Source organism: Inquilinus sp. Marseille-Q2685 (assembly GCF_916619195.1).
Lineage (GTDB): Bacteria > Pseudomonadota > Alphaproteobacteria > DSM-16000 > Inquilinaceae > Inquilinus.
In genome coordinates this window covers 430,860-452,507 of record NZ_CAKAKL010000001.1, presented here as the reverse complement: position 1 = coordinate 452,507, position 21,648 = coordinate 430,860, and the positions used below count along the sequence as shown (strand labels likewise).

Sequence of the window (21,648 nt, the reverse complement as noted above, 5' to 3'; positions counted from 1 at the left end):
GCGCCGGACAGGGGAGGGATCGATGACGATCAACATTCTGATGCCCGCGCTGTCGCCCACGATGACCGAGGGCACGCTCGCCACCTGGCACAAGAAGGAAGGCGACAAGGTCAAATCGGGCGACGTGATCGCCGAGATCGAGACCGACAAGGCGACCATGGAGGTCGAGGCGGTCGACGAAGGCACCATCGGCAAGATCCTGGTGGCCGAGGGCACCGAGAACGTGCCGGTCAACGAGGTCATCGCCATCCTCCTGGAGGAGGGCGAGGATGCCGGCGCGCTGAAGGGCGGCGCCCCCGCCGCGAAGCCCGAGGCCAAGGCGGAGGCTCCGGCCGAGCCGAAGGCCGAGGCAGCCCCGGCTCCGGCGGAGCAGCCGACGCCGGCCGCGAAGCCGGCGGCCAACGGCCATGACGACAGCCGCGTCTTCGCCAGCCCGCTGGCCCGCCGCATGGCGCAGCAGGCCGGCATCGACCTGGCCGCGCTGCAGGGCAGCGGCCCGCATGGCCGCATCGTCAGGGCGGATGTCGCCGCGGCGCTGGCCGGCGGCGCCCCGGCGGCCAAGCCGGCCGCCGCGGCGCCCGAGGCGGCCAAGCCCAGCGCGGCGCCCGCCGCCACTCCGGCCGCGAAGCCGGCAGCCGCCGGCCCGAACGCCAAGCAGCTGGCGGACGCCTACGGCATCCCGTACAGCGAGCAGAAGCACAGCAACATGCGCAAGACGGTGGCGCGCCGGCTCCTGGAGTCGAAGCAGACCGTCCCGCATTTCTACCTGACCGTCGACATCGAGCTCGACGCGCTCCTGAAGCTGCGCAAGGAGCTGAACGACCGCGGCGACGTCAAGCTGTCGGTCAACGACCTGATCATCAAGGCGGCGGCCCTGGCGCTGCGCAAGGTCCCGGCGGCCAACGCCTCCTGGACCGACGAGGCGATGATCCAGTACGAGCGGGTCGACGTCTCGGTCGCGGTGGCGACCGAGGGCGGCCTGATCACCCCGATCATCAAGGACGCCGACCGCAAGGGCCTGGGCACGATCTCCGGCGAGATGAAGGACCTTGCCGCCCGCGCCCGCGAGGGCAAGCTGAAGCCCGAGGAGTACCAGGGCGGCCCCTTCTCGATCTCCAATCTCGGCATGTTCGGGGTCAAGGCCTTCGCGGCGATCATCACCCCGCCGCAGTCCTGCATCCTGGCGGTCGGCGCCGGCACCCAGCGGGCGGTGGTCAAGGACGGCGCACTCGCCATCGCCACGGTGATGAGCTGCACCCTGTCGGTCGACCACCGCGCCGTCGACGGCGCGGTCGGGGCCGAGTACCTGGCCGCCTTCAAGGCGCTCGTCGAAGCCCCGCTCAGCATGATGCTCTGACCGGTCGCGGGGGCCGGCGCGAACCGGCCCCCGACCGGCGACCCCGTGACAGCCTCCGCCGGGACGCGGGAGGCAGCAAGGAGACACGACAGTGGCTGATACCAGCTTCGACGTCCTGGTGATCGGCGGCGGCCCGGGCGGCTATGTCGCCGCGATCCGCGCCGCCCAGTTGGGGCTGAAGACCGGGTTGGTCGAGCGCGAGCATCTGGGCGGCATCTGCCTGAACTGGGGCTGCATCCCGACCAAGGCGCTGCTGCGCTCCTCCGAGATCTCGCACCTGCTGAAGCATCTCGACCAATATGGCTTTTCGGCCAAGGACATCAGATTCGATCTTAAGAAAGTGGTCGAACGATCGCGCAAGGTGGCTTCGCAGCTGTCCGGCGGCGTCAAGCACCTCTTGAAGAAGAACAAGGTGCCGGTGTTCGACGGCACCGGAAAGCTGCTCGGCGGCGGCAAGGTCGAGGTGACGCTGAAGGCCGGCGGCAAGGAGACGCTCGCGGCCAAGCACATCATCATCGCCACCGGCGCCCGGGCGCGAAACCTGCCGGGGCTGGAGGCCGACGGCAAGCTGATCTGGAGCTACAAGGAGGCGATGGTTCCGCCGACCATGCCGAAATCGCTGCTGGTCATCGGCTCCGGTGCCATCGGCATCGAATTCGCTAGCTTCTACCGCAACATGGGCGCCGAGGTGACCGTGGTCGAGATGCTCGACCGCGTGCTGCCGGTTGAGGACGAGGAGATCTCGGCCTTCGCCAAGAAGCAGTTCGAGAAGCAGGGCATGCGCATCCTGGTCGGCGCCAAGACCCAGAAGCTGGAGAAGGGTGCCGACAGCGTCACCGCCACCATCGAGGTCGGCGGCAAGACCGAGACCATCACCACCGACCGGGTGATCCTGGCGATCGGCATCGACGGCAATGTCGAGAACATCGGCCTCGAGAACACCAAGGTAAAGGTCGACCGCGGCCATATCGTGGTCGGCCCGTATCTCGAGACCGACGAGCCCGGCGTCTACGCCATCGGCGACGTCGCCGGCGCGCCCTGGCTGGCGCACAAGGCCAGCCACGAGGGCGTGATCTGCGTCGAGAAGATCGCCGGCCAGCACCCGCACCCGATGACCGTGACCAACATCCCGGGCTGCACCTACTGCACGCCGCAGGTGGCGTCGGTCGGGCTGACCGAGGCGAAGGCCAAGGCGGCGGGATACGAGGTCAAGGTCGGCCGCTTCCCCTATATCGGCAACGGCAAGGCGATCGCGCTGGGCGAGCCCGAGGGCATGGTCAAGACCGTGTTCGACGCCAAGACCGGCGAGCTGTTGGGCGCCCACATGGTCGGCGCCGAGGTCACCGAGCTGATCCAGGGCTACGTCGTCGCCAAGACCGGCGAGCTGACCGAGGCGGAGCTGATGCACACCATCTTCCCGCATCCGACGCTCAGCGAGATGATGCATGAGAGCGTCCTGGACGCCTACGGCCGCGCAATCCACTATTGATCAAAGCGAACTTGGCTTCCGGCGGCGTTTGCCCATCTTTGGGTGAGGCGCCGCCGAGCCAGGCCGCAACCCGCAAGGACGGACCATGTCCGCTGTAGAGCCCCATCTCCGCCACCCCGAGAAGGCCCATCGCCCGGACAATCCGGTGCCGCGCAAGCCGGCCTGGATCCGGGTCAAGGCGCCGGTCTCGGCCGAGTATCACGAGACCCGCCGGCTGATGCGGGACCTCAAGCTGAACACGGTGTGCGAGGAGGCGGCCTGCCCCAATATCGGCGAGTGCTGGGCCAAAGGCCATGCCACGGTGATGATCCTGGGCTCGATCTGCACCCGGGCCTGCGCCTTCTGCAACATCGCCACCGGCCGGCCCGACCAGCTCGATCCGCATGAGCCGCAGCACGTCGCCGAGGCGTGCGGCCGCCTCGGGCTGAGCCACATCGTCATCACCTCGGTCGACCGCGACGATCTGGACGACGGCGGCGCCCGGCATTTCGCCGAGACCATCCGCGCGGTCCGCGCCGCGTCCCCGGACACGACCATCGAGATCCTCACTCCCGACTTCAAGAACAAGCCGGGAGCCGTTGAGATCGTTGTCGAAGCGCGCCCGGACGTCTTCAACCACAATCTCGAGACCGCGCCCCGGCTGTATCCCTCGATCCGGCCCGGCGCCCGCTATTTCACCTCGCTGCAGCTGCTGTCGCGGGTGAAGGAGCTGGACCCGACCATCTTCACCAAGTCCGGCATCATGGTGGGCCTGGGCGAGACGGCGGAGGAGGTGGGGCAGGTGATGGACGACCTGCGCGCCGCCGATGTCGACTTCATGACCATCGGCCAGTACCTGCAGCCGACGCCGAAGCACGCCAGGCTGGACCGCTTCGTCACGCCTGAGGAGTTCCAGAGCTATGAGCGGATCGGGCGGGGCAAGGGCTTCCTGATGATCTCGGCCTCGCCGCTGACCCGGTCCTCCTATCACGCCGGCGCCGATTTCGAGAAGCTGAAGGCCGCCCGCCTGGCCAAGCTGGCGGCAGCGTCTGGATCGATCGACTTGGTCGCTCTGGCTCGGGGCGCCTGAAGGTCGCACTGGCGGGACGCCGCCGACGGTCTAATCTAGACCATCGAGCGTCCCGCGGATCCATCATGCCGTCACACACCGAACGCCGCGTCCTGCCCTTCACCCCGCAGCAGCTCTATGAGCTGGTGGCGGATATCGAGGCCTATCCAAGCTTCCTGCCCTGGTGCCTCGCCGCGCGCATCCGCAAGCGCGAGGGCAATGTGCTGCTGGCCGACCTCGTCATCGGCTTCAAGATGATCCGCGAGCGCTACACCAGCCGCGTCACACTGACGCCTGGCCGGCAGATCGACGTCTCCTACGTCGACGGGCCGATGAAGCGGCTGACCAATTGCTGGCGCTTCCTGCCGCATCCCGCCGGCTGCGAGATCGACTTCCATGTCGATTTCGAGTTCCGCTCGCGGGTGCTGCAGACCCTGATCGGCGCGGTGTTCCACGAGGCCTTCCGCCGCATGGTCGCCGCCTTCGAGGCCCGGGCCCGGGCGCTCTACGGCGACCGCGCCTCGGTGCCCGCGGCGGCGGCCGAGGGCTGATCCGCCAGCCCGGCCGCGGTGAAGCGCGGCGCCAGGGTGCGGTCGGCGCACAACGAATCCAGCGGCGACGCCGGCATCTCGATGAAGCGGGCCACCAGCTCCGGCGCGCAGCTCTCGGTGGTCAGGATCGAATGGCTGCCGGCCCGGAACTCCACCACCCGGCCATTGGTCAGGGTCCGCGCCGCGATATAGGCGTATTCGGGCGGGGTGATCGGGTCGAAGCTGCCGGCCAGCAGCAGGCTCGGCGTGGTGCTCGACACCGCCACCGCATCCACCGCCGAGATCGGCGGCACGTGCCAGGAATCGCAGACCTGCCACTCCAGCGCATAGGCGGCGTTGTCGCCATAGGGCTCGGAGGCGGCCACCGACGCCGCCAGCGCGTCGCGGGTGGCGAAGGGCCAGCTCTCGCTGCAGGCGACGCTCAGCGCCAGCCCGTCGGACCGGTTCGGCCCGCCGCTGAACACCGGGCCGATCCAGGGGGCGAGGGCGGCGAGGTCGCCGCGCGCCACCTTGTCGATCAGGTCCGGCAGCTCCGGAAGGACGGTGGGATCGTAGAAGGTGGCGTAGAGCGCGTCGAGCACGATCCCGTCATCGGCCCGGACGGTGCGCCGGCCCTGGCGCACCGTCTCCGGCTGGGACCGCAGCTGCGCCAGCATGCCGTCGAAGCGCGCTTCCAGCAGCGGATAGGCGTTGTCGCAATCGGGGCTGGACCTGCACTCGCCGAACAGCCGGCGGAACACGCGGGCGATCAGCGCCGGCTGGGTGTCGAGGTCGAAGATCCCCGGCGGATAGACGCTGTCCAGCACCGCGCTGCGAACCCGGTCGGGGAAGTCGCGCATCACCGCCAGCGCCACCCGGGTGCCGTAGGAGACGCCGATCAGGTTGTAGCTCTCGTAGTTCAGCGCGGCGGCGACGTCGTCGACATCGGCCGCGGCCTCGGCTGTGGTGTAGGCCGACAGGTCGATGCCGGACCGGGTCAGGCGGTCGTGGCAGCGCAGCGCCGCCGGCCGCTCCAGCGCCAGAACCTCGGCCCGGCCCATCCCCGGCTTCCAGTTCCGCTCGGCGATGCGGTCCAGCTCCGGGCAGTCCAGGCTGGGCCGCGACTGGCCGACGCCGCGCTGGTCGAAGACGATGAAGTCGCGCGACTCCCGGATCGGGCGGCTGATCTGCCACCAGGTGTCGGCATCGTCGCCGAAGGCGGCGTCGCCGGGGCCGCCGTTAAGGAAGATCACCGGGTCCGGCAGCGGCGACGGGGCCTGGCTGTGCAGCACCGCGACATAGAGGCGGATGCTGCGGCCGCGCGCGCCCTCGCGATGCGCCGGCACGGCGACGAAGCCGCAGGTCGCCCGCTCGCCGCGCGGCACGGCGAAGACGCAGCGCGCGCTCTCGAAGCCGGGGGCCGCGGAAGCCGGAAAGGCGAACAGGAGCAGGGCGCCGAAGGCGAGAAAGGGCCAGAGGCTCGAGGCCGAGTTCAGACGCACTGGCACGCTACTTTCGTGTGAGTCTCGCCGGCCATGATGCGGTGCGCCCCGCCGGCCGGCAACCCGCGTCAGCCGGCGTGGGGGGATGCGGTTTTCGCAGCTTGCGCGCCTGAGATCCGGCCCGGAGCCGACCGCTCCGCCGGATCAGTCCTGACGATCGACTGCGGCGGAAGCCTTGGCCAGCACAGCCGCCCTGAATGCGACAGCGATCTTGTTCACGAACGAGGCACCGAAAGCCCCGATCGGATCGGCGGTGGGGTCGAGGTAGAACGAGCGCTCGGCCACGTCGCGGTTATACTCGTTGACGTAAACCCAACAGCGGGCTTTCCATTCCGAAAGTCCGCCCCTTCGGCGCTCGATCTCAGGCACTTCGATCGCACCGTCGCGATCGGTCGGTGGAACCGTGCTGACGGCCAGAAGGTAGAGAACGGTTTCCTTCGATCCGGCCTTCCGTACCGGCAGCAGCATGCAACAGGGGCGATCCTTTCGCCCTTCGGTCTCGCCGGCTGCCTGCTGCCGGGCCCAAAGGTACGGATACCAGATGAGCTGACCGGTTCTAGGCGTCGCCATCGCGCCGGTCGTCGATGATGTCGTCCAAGGCGGCCAGAAGCTCCGCGCGAACATCGGCGGGTTCCTCGCCCGAGACATAGACCTTGCGCGGGTCTTCCGCCCGGCGGGGCAGGCGCTCAAAAACCTCGATCGCCATAAGGACCAGCCGGGGCTTGTTCCGCTGGGGGATCGTGACCGGGTGCCGGAGGGCTTCGGCGATGATGTCGCCTGACCTGCGCGACAGGTCGCTGGTGGAGTATGACGACATGGCAGCGGTCTCTCCTGTGATGCTGCAAAATACAGCAAAGGCAGCATTGCTGCAAATTCCAGAAGCGAGAATACCGCCCTCGGTCAGCGGCCAATCCGGGGGCTGATGGCCCGCAACATTCGTCAGCCGGCGTGGGGGGATGCGGTTTTTGCAGCTTGCGCGCCGGCCAGCAGCAGCTCCAGCGCCAGCCGCAGCGCCTGGGCCCGGACCGCGGCCCGGTCACCGGCGAAGACGCGCCGTTCCGTGCGCGTCCCAGCACCCTGCCGGGCCAAGCCGAAATGCACCAGCCCCACCGGCTTGCCCGGGGTGGCGCCGCCCGGCCCGGCGATGCCGGTAATGGAGACGGCGAGGCCGACCCGGGCGCGGATCAGCGCGCCCCCGGCCATCGCCGCCGCGACCTCGGCGCTGACCGCGCCCTTGTCGGCGATCAGCCGCGTCGGCACACCCAGCAGCTCGGCCTTCGCCGCGTTGGAATAGGTGACGAAGCCGCGCTCGACCACGTCGGAGGAGCCGGCGATCGCGGTCAGCGCCGCCGCCACCAGCCCGCCGGTGCAGCTCTCCGCCGTCGCCAGCGTCAGCCCCCGGGCCCGGCAGGCGTCCAGCACCTGCGCGGCCAGGGTGAGATCCGCGTCGCCGATCATGCCAGGCCTCCCGCCAGGACCGCCGCGCCGGCCGCGGCGACGGCCACCCCGGCGGCGATGTCGTCCATCATCACGCCCCAGCCGCCGCCGAGCTCGCGGTCCAGCCAGGAGATCGGCCAGGGCTTGGCGATGTCGAGCAGCCGGAACAGCACGAAGGCGAGGGGGTACAGCCACAGTACGCCGGCGACTGGGGCCAGAGCCAGCAGCTGGCCGGCCACCTCGTCGACCACGATCGCGCTCGAATCCGCCTCGCCGCCGCGGCAGACGGCGCCGGCCGCCCAGACTCCGGCCAGGCCGATGGCGACGCCGGCGGCCACCACCGCCACCGGTCCGCCCAGCCGCCACAGCAGCCAGGCGAGGGGCAGGGCGGCGAGCGACCCCCAGGTGCCGGAGGCCACCCGGATCAGCCCGATCCCGCCCATCGTCGCCAGCAGCGTTGTGGGCTGCCAGAAGGTACAGCCGGGCGGGAGCGGCCGGAACGGCATCAGCGCTCGATCCGTACGCTCGCCGAGGCCTGGGCGGCGATGCCCTCCTCGCGGCCGGTGAAGCCGAGCCGCTCGGTCGTGGTCGCCTTGACGCTGACCCGCTCGGCGTCGATCCGCAGGATCTCGGCGATCCGGACCACCATGGCGGCGCGGTGCGGGCCGACCTTCGGCCGTTCGCACAGCAGCGTCACGTCGACGTTGAGGATGGTGCCGCGAGCCCGCACCAGCTCGGCGGCATGGGCCAGGAAGGCGGCGGAATCGGCGCCGCGCCAGCGCTCGTCCGAGGGCGGGAAGTGCTGGCCGATGTCGCCGGCGCCGATGGCCCCCAGCAGCGCGTCGGTCAGGGCGTGCAGCCCGACATCGGCGTCGGAATGGCCCTCCAGCTTGAATCCGTGGGGGATGCGGATGCCGCACAGGATGACGGCGTCGCCCGGGATCAGGCGATGCACGTCGAAGCCGGTGCCGGTCCGGATGTCGGCAGCGCCGCCGAGCAGTCGTTCCGCGCGGGTCAGATCCGCCTCCGTGGTGATCTTGAAGTTGTCGACATGGCCTTCGACCAGGCGCACCGCGATGCCCTGGCGCTCCGCCACCGCGGCGTCGTCGGTCAGCGCCTCGCCGGCGGCGGCGCGGTGGGCGGCGAGCAAGGCCGGAAAACGGAAGCCCTGCGGGGTCTGCGCCTGCCACAGGCCGCTGCGGTCGACCGTGCCGGCGGCGATGCCGGCGTCCGCCCGCTTGATCGTGTCCACCACCGGCACCGCGGCGATCGCCGCCTCGGCGTCGTCCAGCGCATCCAGCACCCGGTCGATGGTGGCGCGGTCGACCAGCGGCCGCGCCGCGTCATGCACCAGCACCCGGTCGGGGGCGCGGGTCTCCAGCCACTCCAGCGCCGCGCGGACGCTGTCCTGCCGGGTGGCGCCGCCGGTCACCGGCTCGGGCAGGCCGAGGTCCTCGGTCGCGGCGTCGTAGAGCGGCCGGTGCTCGTCGCGGATCACCACGACGATGTCGTCGAACCGGCCGGTGGCGCGGAACGCCTCGACCGACCGGCGCAGCACGGTGCTGCCGGCCAGCGGGCGGTACTGCTTGGGCAGGGAGCCGCCGAACCGCTCGCCGGTTCCGGCGGCGACGATGACGGCGGCGTGGCGTGGCATGATCCGCTCGGTCTCCTGGACGAAAGGCGCCGCACGATAGGGCGGCGCCCGGGGAGAGACAAGCGGAAGGCGCCGCGGCGGCTCGCGGCTATTGCGGGATCAGCTCGACCCGGCGGTTCCTGGCCCGGCCGTCGTCGCTGTCGTTCGGCGCCACCGGCGCCAGCGGGCCGACGCCCGCCGGGTTCAGCCGGCCGGCGGACACGCCGTATTGCTTGACCAGCGCCGCCACCACGGCCGCGGCGCGGGCGCGCGACAGCGCCATGTTGGTCTCCAGGCCGCCGACATTGTCGGTGTGGCCGACGACATGGATCTTCGCCGCAGGGTCGTCCTTCAGGAACTGCGCCACCTGGTCCAGCGCCGGCTTGGAGTCCGGCTTCAGATCGGCCTTGGCGAAGTCGAAGGTGATGCCGTAGAGGGCGATGTGACCCTGCGCCGTCAGGCCCTTTTCGATCTCGGCCGCCGACACCGTCACCATCTTGTCCTGCAGCGTGCCGGATTCGATGACGTCGAGCTGGACGATGACCTGGCCTTTCTCGACCTCGATGCCCGGGGTGTAGCCGTCCTCGTACTCGGTGACGTAGAGGACGACGTCGACCGTGGCGCCGTCCTTGGCCAGCTCGGCGGTCAGGAGATGCGCCGCCTCCGGGCTGTAGTCGAACAGCTGGGTCCCGATCCCGCTGAAGATGGCGTCCTGGCGCTTGCCGATGGCTCCGCCATCGGCCTTGAACAGGATTTGGTAGCCCTTGGCCGCCAGCTCGTTCTCGTAGTTCTCGAACACATCGTCGGACGAGATGCCGGCCGGGACCGTATAGCTGAGGCGGGTCAGCGCGCCGCTGGCCTGCTTCGAGGCGGCGAAGACCGGCTTGTTGTCGTCGTCGGCGTCGTCGGCGGGGCCGAGCGGCAGGGTGTAATGGGTGAATTTCTGGGCGCTGTAGACCACGATCGATGCGCCGTCGAAGCGCTTGATCCCGGGATAGTCCTTCGCCCCCTTGATGTCGGCGGCCACCGCCGGCGCCGTCACCACGGCGGCCAGCGCCAACGCCAGTGCGGCGATGCGACCGATCGTCCCGATCACCGAGTTCATAGGATTCTGCTCCATCCTCGTCGCCGGCCCGGAGGCGCGGCGCTGTCTTGCTCCAGCCACGGCCGTCTCCCTGGCAGAGAACGTCCCCGTGTTCGGCCTGAGCTGTGGCCGGCTCTCATGTAGCGCTGCCCGCAAGGAACTTCTTCCCCCTCAGAATAGGGGGATGGATGCCATTTCTGCTCATAGGTTAGGCAAAACTTTCATTGGACAAAATTTAGGCGATGGGCTGATCTGGCATTTGTCAGACCCTTTGCCGCCGATGCCGAACCTGAAACCGATCCCCGCCGCCGCGGCCGCGCCGCAACCGGACCCCTTCGCGCTTCTGGCCTCGCTGCCGGTGGCGGTGCTGGCGGTCGGCCGCGACCGGGTGATCCGCTTCGTCAACCTGGCCGCGCAGCAGCTGCTCGACGCCAGCGACTCCGCCCTGCTGGGCCAGGACCTGACCGGCTTCGTGCCGGGCGACAGCCCGCTCTTCACCCTGATCGACCAGGCGATCCAGCAGGACCGCAGCGTCGCCGATTACGGCATGCTGCTGGAAAGCCCGCGGATCGGCCGGCGCACCGTCTCCGTGACCGTCGCGCCGCTGGTCGAGCCGCCGGATCTCGCCGTGGTCAGCCTGTTCGAGGAATCGGTGGCGCGGCGGATCGACACCCAGTTGAACCGCCGCCACGCCGCCCGGTCGATGACCGCGATGGCGGCGATGCTGGCGCATGAGATCAAGAATCCGCTCTCCGGCATCCGCGGCGCCGCCCAGCTCCTGGAGCAGACGGTCGGCGACGACGACCGGGCGCTGACCCGGCTGATCTGCGAGGAGACCGACCGCATCGTCCGGCTGGTCGACCGCATGGATGCCTTCTCCGACCCCAGCCCGCTGAACCGCGAGCCGGTCAACATCCACGAGGTGCTGGAGCGGGCGCGCCAGGTGGCGCAGACCGGATTCGGCCGCCATGTCCGCTTCATCGAGCGCTACGACCCGTCGCTGCCGCCGGTGCCGGGCCAGTTCGATCAGCTGGTCCAGGTGTTCCTGAACCTGATCAAGAACGCGGTCGAGGCGGTGGCGGAGGACGGCGAGATCATCCTGACCACCGCCTATCAGCGCGGCGTGGCGATCGCGGTGCAGGGCACCAGCCAGCGCCTGAACCTGCCGCTGATGGTGGCGATCCAGGACAACGGCCCGGGCATCCCGGATGATCTGAAAGACCACCTGTTCGACCCCTTCGTCACCACCAAGGCGGAAGGCTCCGGACTCGGCCTGTCGCTGGTGGCGAAGATCGTCGGCGACCATGGCGGGCTGATCGGCTTCGAGAGCGAGCCGCGCCGTACCGTGTTCAAGATTTCCCTGCCGATCCACGCCGAACCGGCGCCGAACGGCGACAGCGAAGACAACGGAAGCGAAGCATGACCAGCGGGACCATTCTGGTCGCGGATGACGATCGCGCCATCCGCATGGTGCTGACCCAGGCCCTGTCTCGGCTCGGCCACGAGGTGCGCAGCACCGGCACCGCCTCGACCCTGTACAAATGGGTCCAGGACGGCGTCGGCGACCTGATCATCACCGACGTGATGATGCCGGACGAGAACGGCCTCGACCTGCTGCCGCGGATCAAGAAGCTGCGGCCCGACCTGCGCGTCATCGTCATGAGCGCGCAGAACACCCTGTTGACCGCGGTCAAGGCGACCGAGCGCGGCGCCTTCGAGTACCTGCCCAAGCCGTTCGACCTGAAGGAGCTGGTCGGGGTGGTGGAGCGCGGCCTGACCCTGCCGCGCCAGGAGGAGGCGGAAGCGCCGGGCGCCGAGGACGGCGAGGAGGCGATGCCCCTGATCGGCCGGTCGCCGGCGATGCAGGAGATCTACCGGGTGATGGCCCGGCTGATGGCGACCGACCTGACCGTGATGATCACGGGCGAGAGCGGCACCGGCAAGGAGCTGGTGGCGCGGGCGCTGCACGATTACGGCCGCCGCCGCACCGGACCCTTCGTCGCCATCAACATGGCGGCGATCCCGCGCGACCTGATCGAATCCGAGCTGTTCGGCCACGAGAAGGGCGCCTTCACCGGCGCGCTGTCGCGCTCCACCGGCCGGTTCGAGCAGGCCCAGGGCGGCACGCTGTTCCTGGACGAGATCGGCGACATGCCGATGGAGGCGCAGACCCGGCTGCTGCGGGTGCTGCAGGAGGGCGAATACACCACGGTCGGCGGCCGCACCCCGATCCGGGCCGATGTCCGCATCATCGCCGCCACCCATCGCGACCTGCGCACCATGGTGCGGCAGGGGCTGTTCCGCGAGGACCTGTTCTACCGTCTCAACGTCGTGCCGATCCGGCTGCCGCCGCTGCGCGAGCGGTCGGAGGACATCCCGGCCCTGGTCAGCCATTTCATGCGCCGCGCTGCCGCCGAGGGCATGAGCGAGAAGGCGCTGGACAAGCGGGCGATGGAGCGGCTGACGCGGCACCGCTGGCCCGGCAATGTCCGTGAGCTGGAGAACCTGGCCCGGCGCCTCTGCGCGCTGTACTCGCAGGAGACGATCGGCATCGACGTGGTCGAGGCCGAGCTGAGCGATGCCCTGCCGCAGGCCGGGATCGTCGAGCCGGGGGGCGAGCCGCCGGCGGGCGAGGGGCTCTCCGCCGCGGTCGAGCGCCATCTGCGCGACTATTTCGCCGCCCATGGAGGCAGCCTGCCGGCCAGCGGCCTGTACGACCGGGTGCTGCGCGAAGTCGAGCGTCCGCTGATCACGCTGAGCTTGGCGGCGACCCGCGGCAATCAGATCCGGGCGGCCGAGCTGCTGGGTCTCAACCGCAACACGCTGCGCAAGAAGATCCGCGAATTAGACATCCCGGTGGTCCGTGGCCTAAGTTAAGGCCTCAACTGCTGCAGAACCGTTCCCGATGACCACCAACGCCGCGAGCCCTTCCTCCCTCTGGCGGCAGCTGTACCAATGGGCGGCCCGGATCGGGCTTGAGAACAAGCTGGCGGTGGTGCTGATCTTCGCCGCCGTCGCCTCCGGCATCGCGACATACACCGCGCTCAGCAGCAACTCGCTGTTCGGCAAGGACGCCGACCGGGTGTCGCTGCTGCTGGTGCTCGACCTGACCATCCTCCTGATGCTCGGCGCGATCGTGGCGCGGCGGCTGGTCGGGATCTGGGCCGCGCGGCGCCGCGGCTCGGCCGGGTCGCGCCTGCATGTCCGGCTGGTGGCGCTGTTTGCCGTGGTGGCGGTGGCGCCGGCCATCCTGGTCGCCATCTTCTCCGCCGTGATCTTCAACATCGGCGTGCAGACCTGGTTCTCCGAGCGGGTCTCGACCGCGGTCAACGAATCGCTCTCGGTCGCCCAGGTCTATCTCGAGGAGAACCAGAAGAGCATCCGCTACGCCGCGCAGAGCATCGCCTACACGGTCGAGCGCGCCTATGCGCAGTATCCCGAGTTCATCTCTGGCAACCGGTCCGCCCTGGTCGGCATCCTCAGCAGCATGACCTCGACCTACGGCATCCCGGACATCCGGATCATCGACCGCAAGGGCCAGGTCGTCGCGGAATCGGCCTTCGCCAAGGGACTGAAGTTGGAGATGGTCGGCCAGGAGCATTTCGAGCGGGCGACCTCCGGCGATGCCGGGTACGGCCCGGTCGAGCTGATCGTCGACAGCCAGGGCGACCGGGTGCGTGCCCTGGTGCGGCTGAACGGCTTCCCGTTCGAGGCCTTCCTTCTGATCGGCAAGCAGGTCGATCCGGAGGCGCTGGCCTATGTCGAGCAGACCAAGGGCGCCGTCGCCGACTACCGGGCGCTGGAAGGGCGGCGGTCGCAGCTGCAGCTGATCTTCACCGCGATCTACGTTACCGTCGCCGTGCTGCTGCTGATGGCGGCGGTGTGGATCGGCCTGGTTTTCGCCGACACGCTGGTGCGGCCGCTGCGCGAGCTGATCATGGCGTCGGAGCGGGTGCGGGCGGGCGACCTGTCGATCCGGGTCCAGGGCAGCGACAGCACCGATGAGCTGGGCAGCCTGGCCCGGTCCTTCAACCGCATGACCAATCAGCTGGAAAGCCAGCGGCGCGAGCTGATCGAGGCCAACCGCCAGCTCGACCAGCGCCGCCAGTTCACCGAGACGGTGCTGTCCGGCGTCTCGGCCGGCGTGCTCGGCCTCGACCATGACGGCCGGGTCCATCTGCCGAACCGTTCGGCCACCGACCTGCTCGGCCGCACGGTCGACGAGCTGGTCGGCCAGCCGCTGGAATCGGCGGTGCCGGGGATGAAGGAGCTGCTGGAGAGCGCCCGCAGCCGGCAGGGCCGGGGGGTCGAGGGCCAGGTGAAGATCCGCCGGCACGGCGAGCTGCGCACGCTCCTGGCCCGCATCGCCGCGGAGCGCCTCGACGGCGAGATCCAGGGCTTCGTCGTCACCTTCGACGACGTCACCGAGCTGCTGTCGGCCCAGCGCAAGGCGGCCTGGGCCGATGTGGCCCGCCGGATCGCGCATGAGATCAAGAACCCGCTGACTCCGATCCAGCTCTCGGCGGAACGGCTGAAGCGCAAATATCTCAAGCAGATATCGGATGATCCTCAGACCTTCATCACCTGCATCGAGACGATCGTGCGGCAGGTCGGCGACATCGGCCGGATGGTCGACGAGTTCTCGGCCTTCGCCCGCATGCCGTCGCCGGTGATGAAGGCGATCGACCTGTCGGAGACCTGCCAGCAGGCGATCTTCCTGCAGCGCAACGCCCATCCGAAGATCGGCTTCGCCTTCAGCCAGCCCGACGACCGGCCCCTGGTGCCGTGCGATTCCCGGCAGCTGTCCCAGGCCGTCACCAACCTGCTGCAGAATGCCGCGGACGCGATCGAGGGCCGCATCGCCGAGGGCCGCGAGCTGCCGAAGGGGCAGGTGCGGATGGTGCTGGACTATGCCGATGGCGAGGCCTGGATCACGGTCGAGGACAACGGCAAGGGCCTGCCCACCGTCGACCGCGACCGGCTGACGGAACCCTATGTGACGACGCGGACCAAAGGCACCGGATTGGGGCTCGCCATCGTCAAGAAAATCATGGAGGATCACGGCGGCCGGCTGGTCCTCGAGGACCGCCCGGGCGGTGGGGCCCGGGTGAGCCTCGTCTTTCCGTTGGAACAGGCGGGCGTGCCGGCCGTTCCAACCGGCGACGAGCCGGATGCATCGACCGATCGGGTGACGGCTGCGGGCTCCAAGGACGCGGTGGGCCATGGCGCATGACATTCTCGTCGTCGACGACGAGGCGGATATTCGGATGCTCATCTCGGGCATCCTGGACGACGAAGGCTATACGACGCGGGAAGCGGGCGACACGACGCAGGCGCAGCACGAGCTCGCCGCGCGCCAGCCCAGCCTGGTGATTCTCGACGTCTGGCTGCAGGGCAGCCCGATCGACGGGCTGGAGCTGCTCGACATCATCCGGCGCGACCATCCGGGCGTGCCGGTGCTGATGATCAGCGGCCACGGCAACATCGAGACCGCGGTCACGGCGATCAAGCACGGCGCCTACGACTTCATCGAGAAGCCCTTCAAGTCGGACCGGCTGCTGCTGATGGTGGAGCGTGCCATCGAGGCGGCGCGCCTCAGGCGCGAGAACGCCGAGCTGCGGCTGCGCGCCGGCACCGAGGTCGAGCTGATCGGCCAGTCGCCGGTGATCGGCCAGCTGACCCAGCAGATCGAGCGCGTGGCGCCGACCGGCAGCCGGGTGCTGATCACCGGCCCGGCCGGCGTCGGCAAGGAGGTCGTGGCCCGCCAGCTGCACGCCCTGTCCAAGCGCGCCGAGGGCCCGTTCATCGCGCTGAACTGCGCGGCGATGCATCCGGACCGGCTGGAGGAGGAGCTGTTCGGCGTCGAGGCCATGGTCGACGGGACCATCGCCACCCGCAAGATCGGCACCTTCGAGCAGGCGCATGGCGGCACGCTGCTGCTGGACGAGGTGGCGGACATGCCGCTCGCCACCCAGGGCAAGATCGTCCGGGTGCTGCAGGAGCAGACCTTCGTCCGCGTCGGCGGCGCCACCAAGGTCGAGGTCGACGTCCGGGTGATCGCCTCCTCGAACAAGGACCTGCCGAGCGAGATCGCCGAGGGCCGGTTCCGCGAGGATCTGTACTACCGGCTCAACGTCGTGCCGATCGCGGTGCCGCCGCTGGCCAGCCGGCGCGAGGACATCCCGCTGCTGGCCCGCCATTTCATGCAGCGCGCCGCCGACAGCCAGGGGCTGATGCCGCGGCAGGTCGGCGAGGACGCGATGGCGGCGCTGCAGGCCTACAGCTGGCCGGGCAATGTCCGGCAACTGCGCAACGTGATCGAATGGCTGCTGATCATGGCGGCGGGCGACAACAGCATGCCGATCCATGCCGACATGCTGCCGCCGGAGATCGGCGCCATTGCGCCTGCGGTGCTGCGCGGCGACCGCGGCAGCGAGATCATGGGGCTGCCGCTGCGCGACGCCCGCGAGCTGTTCGAGCGCGAGTACCTGATCGCCCAGGTCACCCGCTTCGGCGGCAACATCAGCCGCACCGCCGAGTTCATCGGCATGGAGCGCTCGGCCCTGCATCGCAAGATGAAGAGCCTGGGCGTGCACGGCGCCGGCGACCGCAAGCTCGTCGACTGAGATCCGGATGACTCGCTTGTTGGGCCTTTCGGAATTCCGACACCGTCATTGCGAGCACAGCGAAGCAATCCAGGGGCCGGTGCGCACCGGCCCCTGGATTGCTTCGTCGGCTTCGCCTCCTCGCAATGACGGTGAGGGTAGGGCGTGCCAAGGCGCTCGGCGCGAGGGGAGAAACTAACCGATGGCGCGCGACGCCTATGTCAACGGGCGCTATGTGCCGCATGCCCGGGCGGCGGTGCATGTCGAGGATCGCGGTTTCCAGTTCGCCGACGGCGTCTACGAGGTGGTGTGCGTCCGCCAGGGCCGCCTGATCGACGAGGACGGCCATCTCGACCGTCTCGACTATTCGCTGCGCGAGCTGCGCATCGCCTGGCCGTGCGAGCGGCGGGTGCTGCGGCTGTTGATGCGGCAGCTATTGCAGCGCAACGGCGTGCGCGATGGCCTGATCTACATCCAGGTCACCCGCGGCGCCGCTCCGCGCGACTTCCGCTTCCCGGCGGCGGCCCGGCCGACCCTGGTGATGACTACCCGGCGGCTGACCCTGGCGGCGAATGCGCGGACGGGCGTCCGCATCGTCACCATCCCCGACATCCGCTGGAAGCGCCGGGACCTCAAGACGGTCGGCCTCCTGGCCCAGGTGCTGGGCAAGCAGGAGGCGGCGGAGCGCGGCGCCTTCGAGGCCTGGCAGGTGGATGAGGACGGCTTCGTCACCGAAGGCACCTCGTCCAACGCCTGGATCGTGACCGCCGACGGCGCGCTGGTCACCCGCCCGGCCAGCCACGACATCCTCAACGGCATCACCCGCCAGTCGATCCTGAAGATCGCGGCGGCGGAGGGGCTGCGCTTCGAACAGCGGCCGTTCAGCCTGGACGAGGCCCACGCCGCGCGCGAGGCCTTCGTCAGCAGCGCCACCAGTTTCGTGACGCCGGTGCTGAGGATCGACGACCGTACGGTCGGCGACGGCACCCCCGGCCCGCTGGGCCGAAGGCTGCTCGAGGCCTATCTCGCCCACGCCTCCGGCATCGGCGCATCGTGACCATGCGCCATTGCTCTCTTTTCTCCGGGCCGGCGCTTCCCATATTGTCGGACGGTGCCACATCGTGTGGCTCGGGCCTCTCGGGGCTCCAATAAGATCAAGCAGCAGGATCCCAACTAATGTCAGAAAAGGCGCAAAACGTTCAGGACGTCTTCCTCAACAACGTCCGGAAGAACAAGATCCCGGTGACCATCTTCCTCGTCAACGGGGTGAAGCTGCAAGGAATCATCACCTGGTTTGACAACTTCTCGGTCCTGCTCCGTCGGGATGCCCATTCGCAGCTGGTGTACAAGCATGCGATCTCGACCGTGATGCCGGCGCATCCGATCCAGCTGTTCGAGCCGCAGAAGGAAGAGGCCTGATCCCTTTGGGCCAGACTTCGGGGCCAAATCACGGTGCGGATGGCGCGTCCTCGGGGCGCGCCATCGTCATTCATCCGGTGCTTCCGGGTGCCCGCAACGATGCCGGGCGTACCGCCGAAGCCTCGCTGGAGGAGGCGGTCGGGCTGTCGCGCGCGATCTCGCTCGACGTCGCCGAGGCCCGTTGCGTCCGGGTGTCGCGGCCGCAGCCCTCGACCCTGATCGGCGAGGGCGCGCTGGAGGAGCTGTCCTCGGTGGTCGCCGCCACCGAGGCCGGGCTGGTGGTGGTCGATGCCACCCTCAGCCCGGTGCAGCAGCGCAACCTCGAGAGGCGCTGGAAGGCCAAGGTGATCGACCGCACCGGCCTGATCCTCGAGATCTTCGGCGAGCGCGCCCGCACCCGCGAGGGCCAGCTGCAGGTCGAGCTGGCGCATCTCAGCTACCAGCGCTCGCGCCTGGTGCGGTCCTGGACCCATCTGGAGCGCCAGCGCGGCGGCGCCGGCTTCCTCGGTGGCCCCGGCGAAACCCAGATCGAGCTGGATCGCCGCCAGATCGACGACCGCATCATCCAGATCAAGCGCCAGCTCGACGACGTCCGCCGCACCCGGTCGCTGCATCGCGACGCCCGGGCCCGGGTGCCGTACCCGGTGGTGGCGCTGGTCGGCTACACCAATGCCGGCAAGTCGACCCTGTTCAACCGCCTGACCCGGGCCACCGTGCTGGCGAAGGACATGCTGTTCGCCACGCTCGACCCGACCATGCGGGCGATCGAGGCGGGGCAGGGGCGGCGGATCATCCTGTCCGACACCGTCGGCTTCATCTCCGACCTGCCGACCCATCTGGTCGCCGCCTTCCGGGCGACGCTGGAGGAGGTGCAGGCCGCCGACCTGATCCTGCATGTCCGCGACATCGCCCATCCCGACACCGAGGCCCAGCGCGAGGATGTCGAGGCGGTGCTGCGCGACCTGGACATCGACATCGATTCCGACGGCCGCGTGATCGAGGTCCTGAACAAGGCCGACCTTCTGCCGGAGCATGAGCGCGAGACCCTGTCCACCGCCGTGCGCCGGCGCGGCCATGACGCGGCGGTGATCTCGGCCCTGACCGGCGAGGGCTGCGACGGGCTGATGGAGCTGATCGCCCGCCGGATCAACGCCGACCGCGAGACCATGACGGTCAAGCTCGACATCGCCGACGGCCGAACTTTGGCCTGGCTGCACCGCCATGGCGAGGTGCTGGAGGCGCGCGACGACGGCGCCCATCTCTTCGTCCGCGTCCGCCTCCACCCCAACGACGCCGCGCGGCTGCACCGCCAGCTCGGCATCGCCACCCGTCACTGAGGTCCGAATGCTCCGCCTGCCCGACATCGACACGGTCGCCGCCTTGATCGCGGAGACGGCGCAGGAGCTGATCCTGCCGCGCTTCGGCCGGCTGGAGGACGGGGCGGTGATGGAGAAGGCGCCCGGCGACCTCGTCACCATCGCCGACCAGGAGAGCGAGATTCGCCTGGCCGCGCGGCTGCCCGACCTGCTGCCCGGTTCCCTCGTCCTCGGCGAGGAGGCCCACGCCAAGGACCCGGCCGTGCTGGACCTGCTGGACGGCGAGGATCCCGTCTGGATCGTCGACCCGGTCGACGGCACCGCCAACTTCGTCGCCGGCCGGCCGCGCTTCGGCACCATCGTCGCGCTGGTGCAGCGGGGCGAGACGCTGATGGGCTGGATCCATCTGCCGGTCCAGAACCGCACCGCCTGGGCGGTCCGCGGCGAAGGCGCCTTCATCGACGGGCGGCGCCTGACGCTGTCTCCGCCCGGCCCGCTGGCGACGCTGCGCGGCGGCTTCAACCTGGCCAAGCGGCCGCCCGAATACGCCACGGCGGTGCTGCGGCTGCGCGACGCCGTCGCCTCGCACATCCATGTCAACTGCGCCGGCGCCGACTACATCGACGCGACCGAGGGCCGGATCGACATCCTGGCCTATCGCAAGCTGTTCCCCTGGGACCACGCCGCCGGCACGCTGCTGCATGCCGAGGCCGGCGGCTGGGCCGCGGTGCTGGACGGCACCCGCTACCGTCCGACGCTGCGCCAGGGCCCGATCCTGGTGGCGCCGGACGAGGCCAGCTGGCGTGCCGCCCGCGCCGCCATGGGCGAGATCGCGGCCGCGGCCTGAACCATACCAACCCGAGAAGGAAGCATCATGTCCCGCACCGTCACCGCCTCCGGGCTGGAGATCGAGGACCTGGAGGTCGGCACCGGCGCCGAGGCGACGCATGGCGTCACCGTGACCGTGCACTACACCGGCTGGCTGCAGAACGCCGACGGCAGCGCCGGCCGCAAGTTCGATTCCAGCAAGGACCGCAACGAGCCGTTCCGCTTTCCGCTTGGCGGCGGCCGGGTGATCCGCGGCTGGGACGAGGGCGTGCAGGGCATGAAGATCGGCGGCAGGCGCCGCCTGGTCATCCCGGCGGCGCTGGGCTACGGCGCCCGCGGCGCCGGCGGCGTGATCCCGCCGAACGCGACCCTGATCTTCGACGTCGAGTTGCTGGGCGTCTGAGCGGCGCTTCCCCTTATTGTCATTGCCGGGCTTGACCCGGCAATCCAGGGGCCACCCGGAACGGCATCGGGATTCCTGGATGCCCGGGTCAAGCCCGGGCATGACAGGTAGGGAGTAGGCGTCTGAGGCCTCAGGCCGCCGTTTCCGCCTTCTTGGCGGCGACCCACAGGGCCTCCATCTCGTCCAGGCTGGCCTCGGCCGGCTCGCGGCCCTGGGCCCTGAGGGCCGCCTCCAGGTGGCGGAAGCGGCGCTCGAACTTGGCGTTGGTCCGGCGCAGGGCGGAATCCGGGTCGACCTCGTAGCGCCGGGCCAGGTTGACGGCGCAGAACAGCAGGTCGCCGATCTCGTCCTCGATCCGCTCCTTCGGCGCCTTCCCGTCGATCTCCGCCCGGATCTCCACGACCTCCTCCTCGATCTTGTCAAGGATGTCGGCCGGGTCGGTCCAGTCGAAGCCGACCCGCGCCGCCCGCTTCTGCAGCTTCAGCGCCCGGGTCAGGCTGGGCAGCCCGCCGGCGATGCCGTCCAGCACCCCGGCCGACCGGCCCTCGGCCGCGGCCTTGGCGGCGCGCTCCTCCGCCTTCTGCCGCTCCCACTGCGCCGGCATGCCGTCGGCGTCGACCGGCGCGTCGCCGAACACATGCGGGTGGCGGCGGATCATCTTGTCGACGATGCCGGCGGCGACGTCGGCGAAGTCGAAGGCGCCGCGCTCCTCCGCCATGCGGGAATGGAAGGCGACCTGGAACAGCAGGTCGCCGAGCTCATCCCTGAGCTCGTCCATGGCGTCGCGCTCGATCGCGTCGGCCACCTCATAGGCTTCCTCGATCGTGTAGGGCGCGATGGTACGGAAGCTCTGCTCCACGTCCCAGGGGCAGCCGGTCTCGGGATCGCGCAGCCGCGCCATCACCTCGATCAGGCGGCGCGTGGCATCTCCAGCGTCGATGGCGTCGGGACGGTCGGTCATCATCGGTCTCCGGGCGGGCGGTCCCCTCTGGTATCG

General features: G+C 69.8%; 22 protein-coding genes. 14 read left to right on the top strand and 8 right to left on the bottom strand.

From position 1 onward, the window contains the following. The first annotated feature begins 22 nt into the window (after window positions 1-22). The 4 genes from LG391_RS02100 to LG391_RS02085 all read left to right on the top strand — a co-directional run bounded on the left by LG391_RS02100 (window position 23) and on the right by LG391_RS02085 (window position 4,445). On the top strand, window positions 23-1,357 hold the full coding sequence (locus LG391_RS02100) for a pyruvate dehydrogenase complex dihydrolipoamide acetyltransferase (RefSeq protein ID WP_225765619.1): 1,335 nt from the start codon (window positions 23-25) through the stop codon (window positions 1,355-1,357). Window positions 1,358-1,448: 91 nt separating this feature from the next. After that, complete coding sequence (gene lpdA / locus LG391_RS02095; RefSeq protein WP_225765617.1) at window positions 1,449-2,846, top strand: dihydrolipoyl dehydrogenase; 1,398 nt, start codon at window positions 1,449-1,451, stop codon at window positions 2,844-2,846. A gap of 85 nt (window positions 2,847-2,931) precedes the next feature. After that, window positions 2,932-3,915, top strand: a complete 984-nt coding sequence (lipA, locus tag LG391_RS02090; protein WP_225765615.1) for a lipoyl synthase — start codon at window positions 2,932-2,934, stop codon at window positions 3,913-3,915. 65 nt (window positions 3,916-3,980) lie between these two features. Continuing rightward, a complete protein-coding gene (locus LG391_RS02085) occupies window positions 3,981-4,445 on the top strand; it encodes a type II toxin-antitoxin system RatA family toxin (protein ID WP_225765613.1) in 465 nt (154 codons plus the stop codon). Here the strand turns inward: LG391_RS02085 and LG391_RS02080 are convergent. From LG391_RS02080 to LG391_RS02070, 3 genes are all read right to left on the bottom strand, one after another. After that, window positions 4,400-5,932 carry an alpha/beta fold hydrolase gene (locus tag LG391_RS02080; protein ID WP_225765611.1) on the bottom strand — a complete coding sequence of 511 codons (1,533 nt, stop codon included), beginning with the start codon at window positions 5,930-5,932 and terminating at the stop codon, window positions 4,400-4,402. The two genes, LG391_RS02085 and LG391_RS02080, sit on opposite strands and share 46 nt — an antisense overlap. 138 nt (window positions 5,933-6,070) lie before the next feature. Continuing rightward, window positions 6,071-6,394: a hypothetical protein gene (locus tag LG391_RS02075; protein WP_225765609.1), complete on the bottom strand. Its 324-nt coding sequence runs from the start codon at window positions 6,392-6,394 to the stop codon at window positions 6,071-6,073. 88 nt (window positions 6,395-6,482) lie between these two features. Then, window positions 6,483-6,632 (bottom strand): hypothetical protein, encoded by a 150-nt coding sequence (locus tag LG391_RS02070; protein ID WP_225765607.1) that lies wholly within the window; start codon window positions 6,630-6,632, stop codon window positions 6,483-6,485. 61 nt (window positions 6,633-6,693) lie between these two features. Between LG391_RS02070 and LG391_RS02065 the strand changes: the two genes are divergently transcribed. Further along, window positions 6,694-6,849, top strand: a complete 156-nt coding sequence (locus LG391_RS02065) for a hypothetical protein (protein WP_225765605.1) — start codon at window positions 6,694-6,696, stop codon at window positions 6,847-6,849. Between the two features lie 16 nt (window positions 6,850-6,865). On the opposite strand, the gene LG391_RS02060 is transcribed toward LG391_RS02065, so the two are convergent. From LG391_RS02060 to LG391_RS02045, 4 genes are all read right to left on the bottom strand, one after another. Further along, window positions 6,866-7,384, bottom strand: coding sequence for a CinA family protein (locus LG391_RS02060; protein ID WP_225765603.1), 519 nt, complete (start codon window positions 7,382-7,384; stop codon window positions 6,866-6,868). Beyond that, complete coding sequence (locus LG391_RS02055; protein ID WP_225765592.1) at window positions 7,381-7,869, bottom strand: phosphatidylglycerophosphatase A; 489 nt, start codon at window positions 7,867-7,869, stop codon at window positions 7,381-7,383. The genes LG391_RS02060 and LG391_RS02055 overlap by 4 nt, the downstream gene beginning before the upstream one ends. Beyond that, a complete protein-coding gene (locus tag LG391_RS02050; RefSeq protein WP_225765591.1) occupies window positions 7,869-9,017 on the bottom strand; it encodes a bifunctional 2-C-methyl-D-erythritol 4-phosphate cytidylyltransferase/2-C-methyl-D-erythritol 2,4-cyclodiphosphate synthase in 1,149 nt (382 codons plus the stop codon). Before LG391_RS02050 ends, LG391_RS02055 begins: the two co-directional genes overlap by 1 nt. Before the next feature lie 88 nt (window positions 9,018-9,105). After that, a complete protein-coding gene (locus LG391_RS02045) occupies window positions 9,106-10,101 on the bottom strand; it encodes an OmpA family protein (RefSeq protein ID WP_225765589.1) in 996 nt (331 codons plus the stop codon). Window positions 10,102-10,360: 259 nt separating this feature from the next. Here LG391_RS02045 and LG391_RS02040 point away from each other — a divergent pair, with 259 nt between their 5' ends. From LG391_RS02040 to LG391_RS02000, 9 genes are all read left to right on the top strand, one after another. Then, on the top strand, window positions 10,361-11,503 hold the full coding sequence (locus LG391_RS02040; protein WP_225765587.1) for a nitrogen regulation protein NR(II): 1,143 nt from the start codon (window positions 10,361-10,363) through the stop codon (window positions 11,501-11,503). After that, a complete protein-coding gene (gene ntrC / locus LG391_RS02035; protein ID WP_225765585.1) occupies window positions 11,500-12,957 on the top strand; it encodes a nitrogen regulation protein NR(I) in 1,458 nt (485 codons plus the stop codon). Before LG391_RS02040 ends, ntrC begins: the two co-directional genes overlap by 4 nt. Before the next feature lie 28 nt (window positions 12,958-12,985). Beyond that, window positions 12,986-15,313, top strand: a complete 2,328-nt coding sequence (locus tag LG391_RS02030) for a PAS domain-containing sensor histidine kinase (protein ID WP_225765583.1) — start codon at window positions 12,986-12,988, stop codon at window positions 15,311-15,313. Next, window positions 15,303-16,706 carry a sigma-54 dependent transcriptional regulator gene (locus LG391_RS02025; protein WP_225765581.1) on the top strand — a complete coding sequence of 468 codons (1,404 nt, stop codon included), beginning with the start codon at window positions 15,303-15,305 and terminating at the stop codon, window positions 16,704-16,706. Before LG391_RS02030 ends, LG391_RS02025 begins: the two co-directional genes overlap by 11 nt. Before the next feature lie 181 nt (window positions 16,707-16,887). After that, on the top strand, window positions 16,888-17,742 hold the full coding sequence (locus tag LG391_RS02020; RefSeq protein ID WP_225765578.1) for a D-amino-acid transaminase: 855 nt from the start codon (window positions 16,888-16,890) through the stop codon (window positions 17,740-17,742). A gap of 119 nt (window positions 17,743-17,861) precedes the next feature. After that, window positions 17,862-18,104, top strand: coding sequence for an RNA chaperone Hfq (gene hfq, locus LG391_RS02015; protein WP_026870608.1), 243 nt, complete (start codon window positions 17,862-17,864; stop codon window positions 18,102-18,104). A gap of 77 nt (window positions 18,105-18,181) precedes the next feature. Then, a complete protein-coding gene (hflX, locus tag LG391_RS02010; RefSeq protein WP_308013023.1) occupies window positions 18,182-19,441 on the top strand; it encodes a GTPase HflX in 1,260 nt (419 codons plus the stop codon). A gap of 7 nt (window positions 19,442-19,448) precedes the next feature. Continuing rightward, entirely contained in the window at window positions 19,449-20,267 is an 819-nt protein-coding gene (locus tag LG391_RS02005; RefSeq protein WP_225765567.1) for an inositol monophosphatase, read from the top strand. A gap of 27 nt (window positions 20,268-20,294) precedes the next feature. Continuing rightward, window positions 20,295-20,651 carry an FKBP-type peptidyl-prolyl cis-trans isomerase gene (locus LG391_RS02000; protein WP_225765548.1) on the top strand — a complete coding sequence of 119 codons (357 nt, stop codon included), beginning with the start codon at window positions 20,295-20,297 and terminating at the stop codon, window positions 20,649-20,651. 130 nt (window positions 20,652-20,781) lie between these two features. Here LG391_RS02000 and mazG read toward each other — a convergent pair whose 3' ends face one another. Next, entirely contained in the window at window positions 20,782-21,612 is an 831-nt protein-coding gene (gene mazG / locus LG391_RS01995) for a nucleoside triphosphate pyrophosphohydrolase (RefSeq protein ID WP_225765546.1), read from the bottom strand. Window positions 21,613-21,648: the final 36 nt, after the last annotated feature.

Bases quoted from the DNA above. Each gene is read 5' to 3' on its own strand.
- LG391_RS02100 (WP_225765619.1), top strand. From the start codon at position 23: ATGACGATCAACATTCTGATGCCCGCGCTGTCGCCCACGATGACCGAG.
- lipA (WP_225765615.1), top strand. From the start codon at position 2,932: ATGTCCGCTGTAGAGCCCCATCTCCGCCACCCCGAGAAGGCCCATCGC.
- LG391_RS02085 (WP_225765613.1), top strand. From the start codon at position 3,981: ATGCCGTCACACACCGAACGCCGCGTCCTGCCCTTCACCCCGCAGCAG.
- LG391_RS02075 (WP_225765609.1), bottom strand. From the start codon at position 6,394: ATGCTGCTGCCGGTACGGAAGGCCGGATCGAAGGAAACCGTTCTCTAC.
- LG391_RS02070 (WP_225765607.1), bottom strand. From the start codon at position 6,632: ATGGCGATCGAGGTTTTTGAGCGCCTGCCCCGCCGGGCGGAAGACCCG.
- LG391_RS02065 (WP_225765605.1), top strand. From the start codon at position 6,694: ATGATGTCGCCTGACCTGCGCGACAGGTCGCTGGTGGAGTATGACGAC.
- LG391_RS02060 (WP_225765603.1), bottom strand. From the start codon at position 7,384: ATGATCGGCGACGCGGATCTCACCCTGGCCGCGCAGGTGCTGGACGCC.
- LG391_RS02055 (WP_225765592.1), bottom strand. From the start codon at position 7,869: ATGCCGTTCCGGCCGCTCCCGCCCGGCTGTACCTTCTGGCAGCCCACA.
- LG391_RS02050 (WP_225765591.1), bottom strand. From the start codon at position 9,017: ATGCCACGCCACGCCGCCGTCATCGTCGCCGCCGGAACCGGCGAGCGG.
- LG391_RS02045 (WP_225765589.1), bottom strand. From the start codon at position 10,101: ATGAACTCGGTGATCGGGACGATCGGTCGCATCGCCGCACTGGCGTTG.
- LG391_RS02040 (WP_225765587.1), top strand. From the start codon at position 10,361: ATGCCGAACCTGAAACCGATCCCCGCCGCCGCGGCCGCGCCGCAACCG.
- ntrC (WP_225765585.1), top strand. From the start codon at position 11,500: ATGACCAGCGGGACCATTCTGGTCGCGGATGACGATCGCGCCATCCGC.
- LG391_RS02030 (WP_225765583.1), top strand. From the start codon at position 12,986: ATGACCACCAACGCCGCGAGCCCTTCCTCCCTCTGGCGGCAGCTGTAC.
- LG391_RS02025 (WP_225765581.1), top strand. From the start codon at position 15,303: ATGGCGCATGACATTCTCGTCGTCGACGACGAGGCGGATATTCGGATG.
- LG391_RS02020 (WP_225765578.1), top strand. From the start codon at position 16,888: ATGGCGCGCGACGCCTATGTCAACGGGCGCTATGTGCCGCATGCCCGG.
- hfq (WP_026870608.1), top strand. From the start codon at position 17,862: ATGTCAGAAAAGGCGCAAAACGTTCAGGACGTCTTCCTCAACAACGTC.
- LG391_RS02005 (WP_225765567.1), top strand. From the start codon at position 19,449: ATGCTCCGCCTGCCCGACATCGACACGGTCGCCGCCTTGATCGCGGAG.
- LG391_RS02000 (WP_225765548.1), top strand. From the start codon at position 20,295: ATGTCCCGCACCGTCACCGCCTCCGGGCTGGAGATCGAGGACCTGGAG.
- mazG (WP_225765546.1), bottom strand. From the start codon at position 21,612: ATGACCGACCGTCCCGACGCCATCGACGCTGGAGATGCCACGCGCCGC.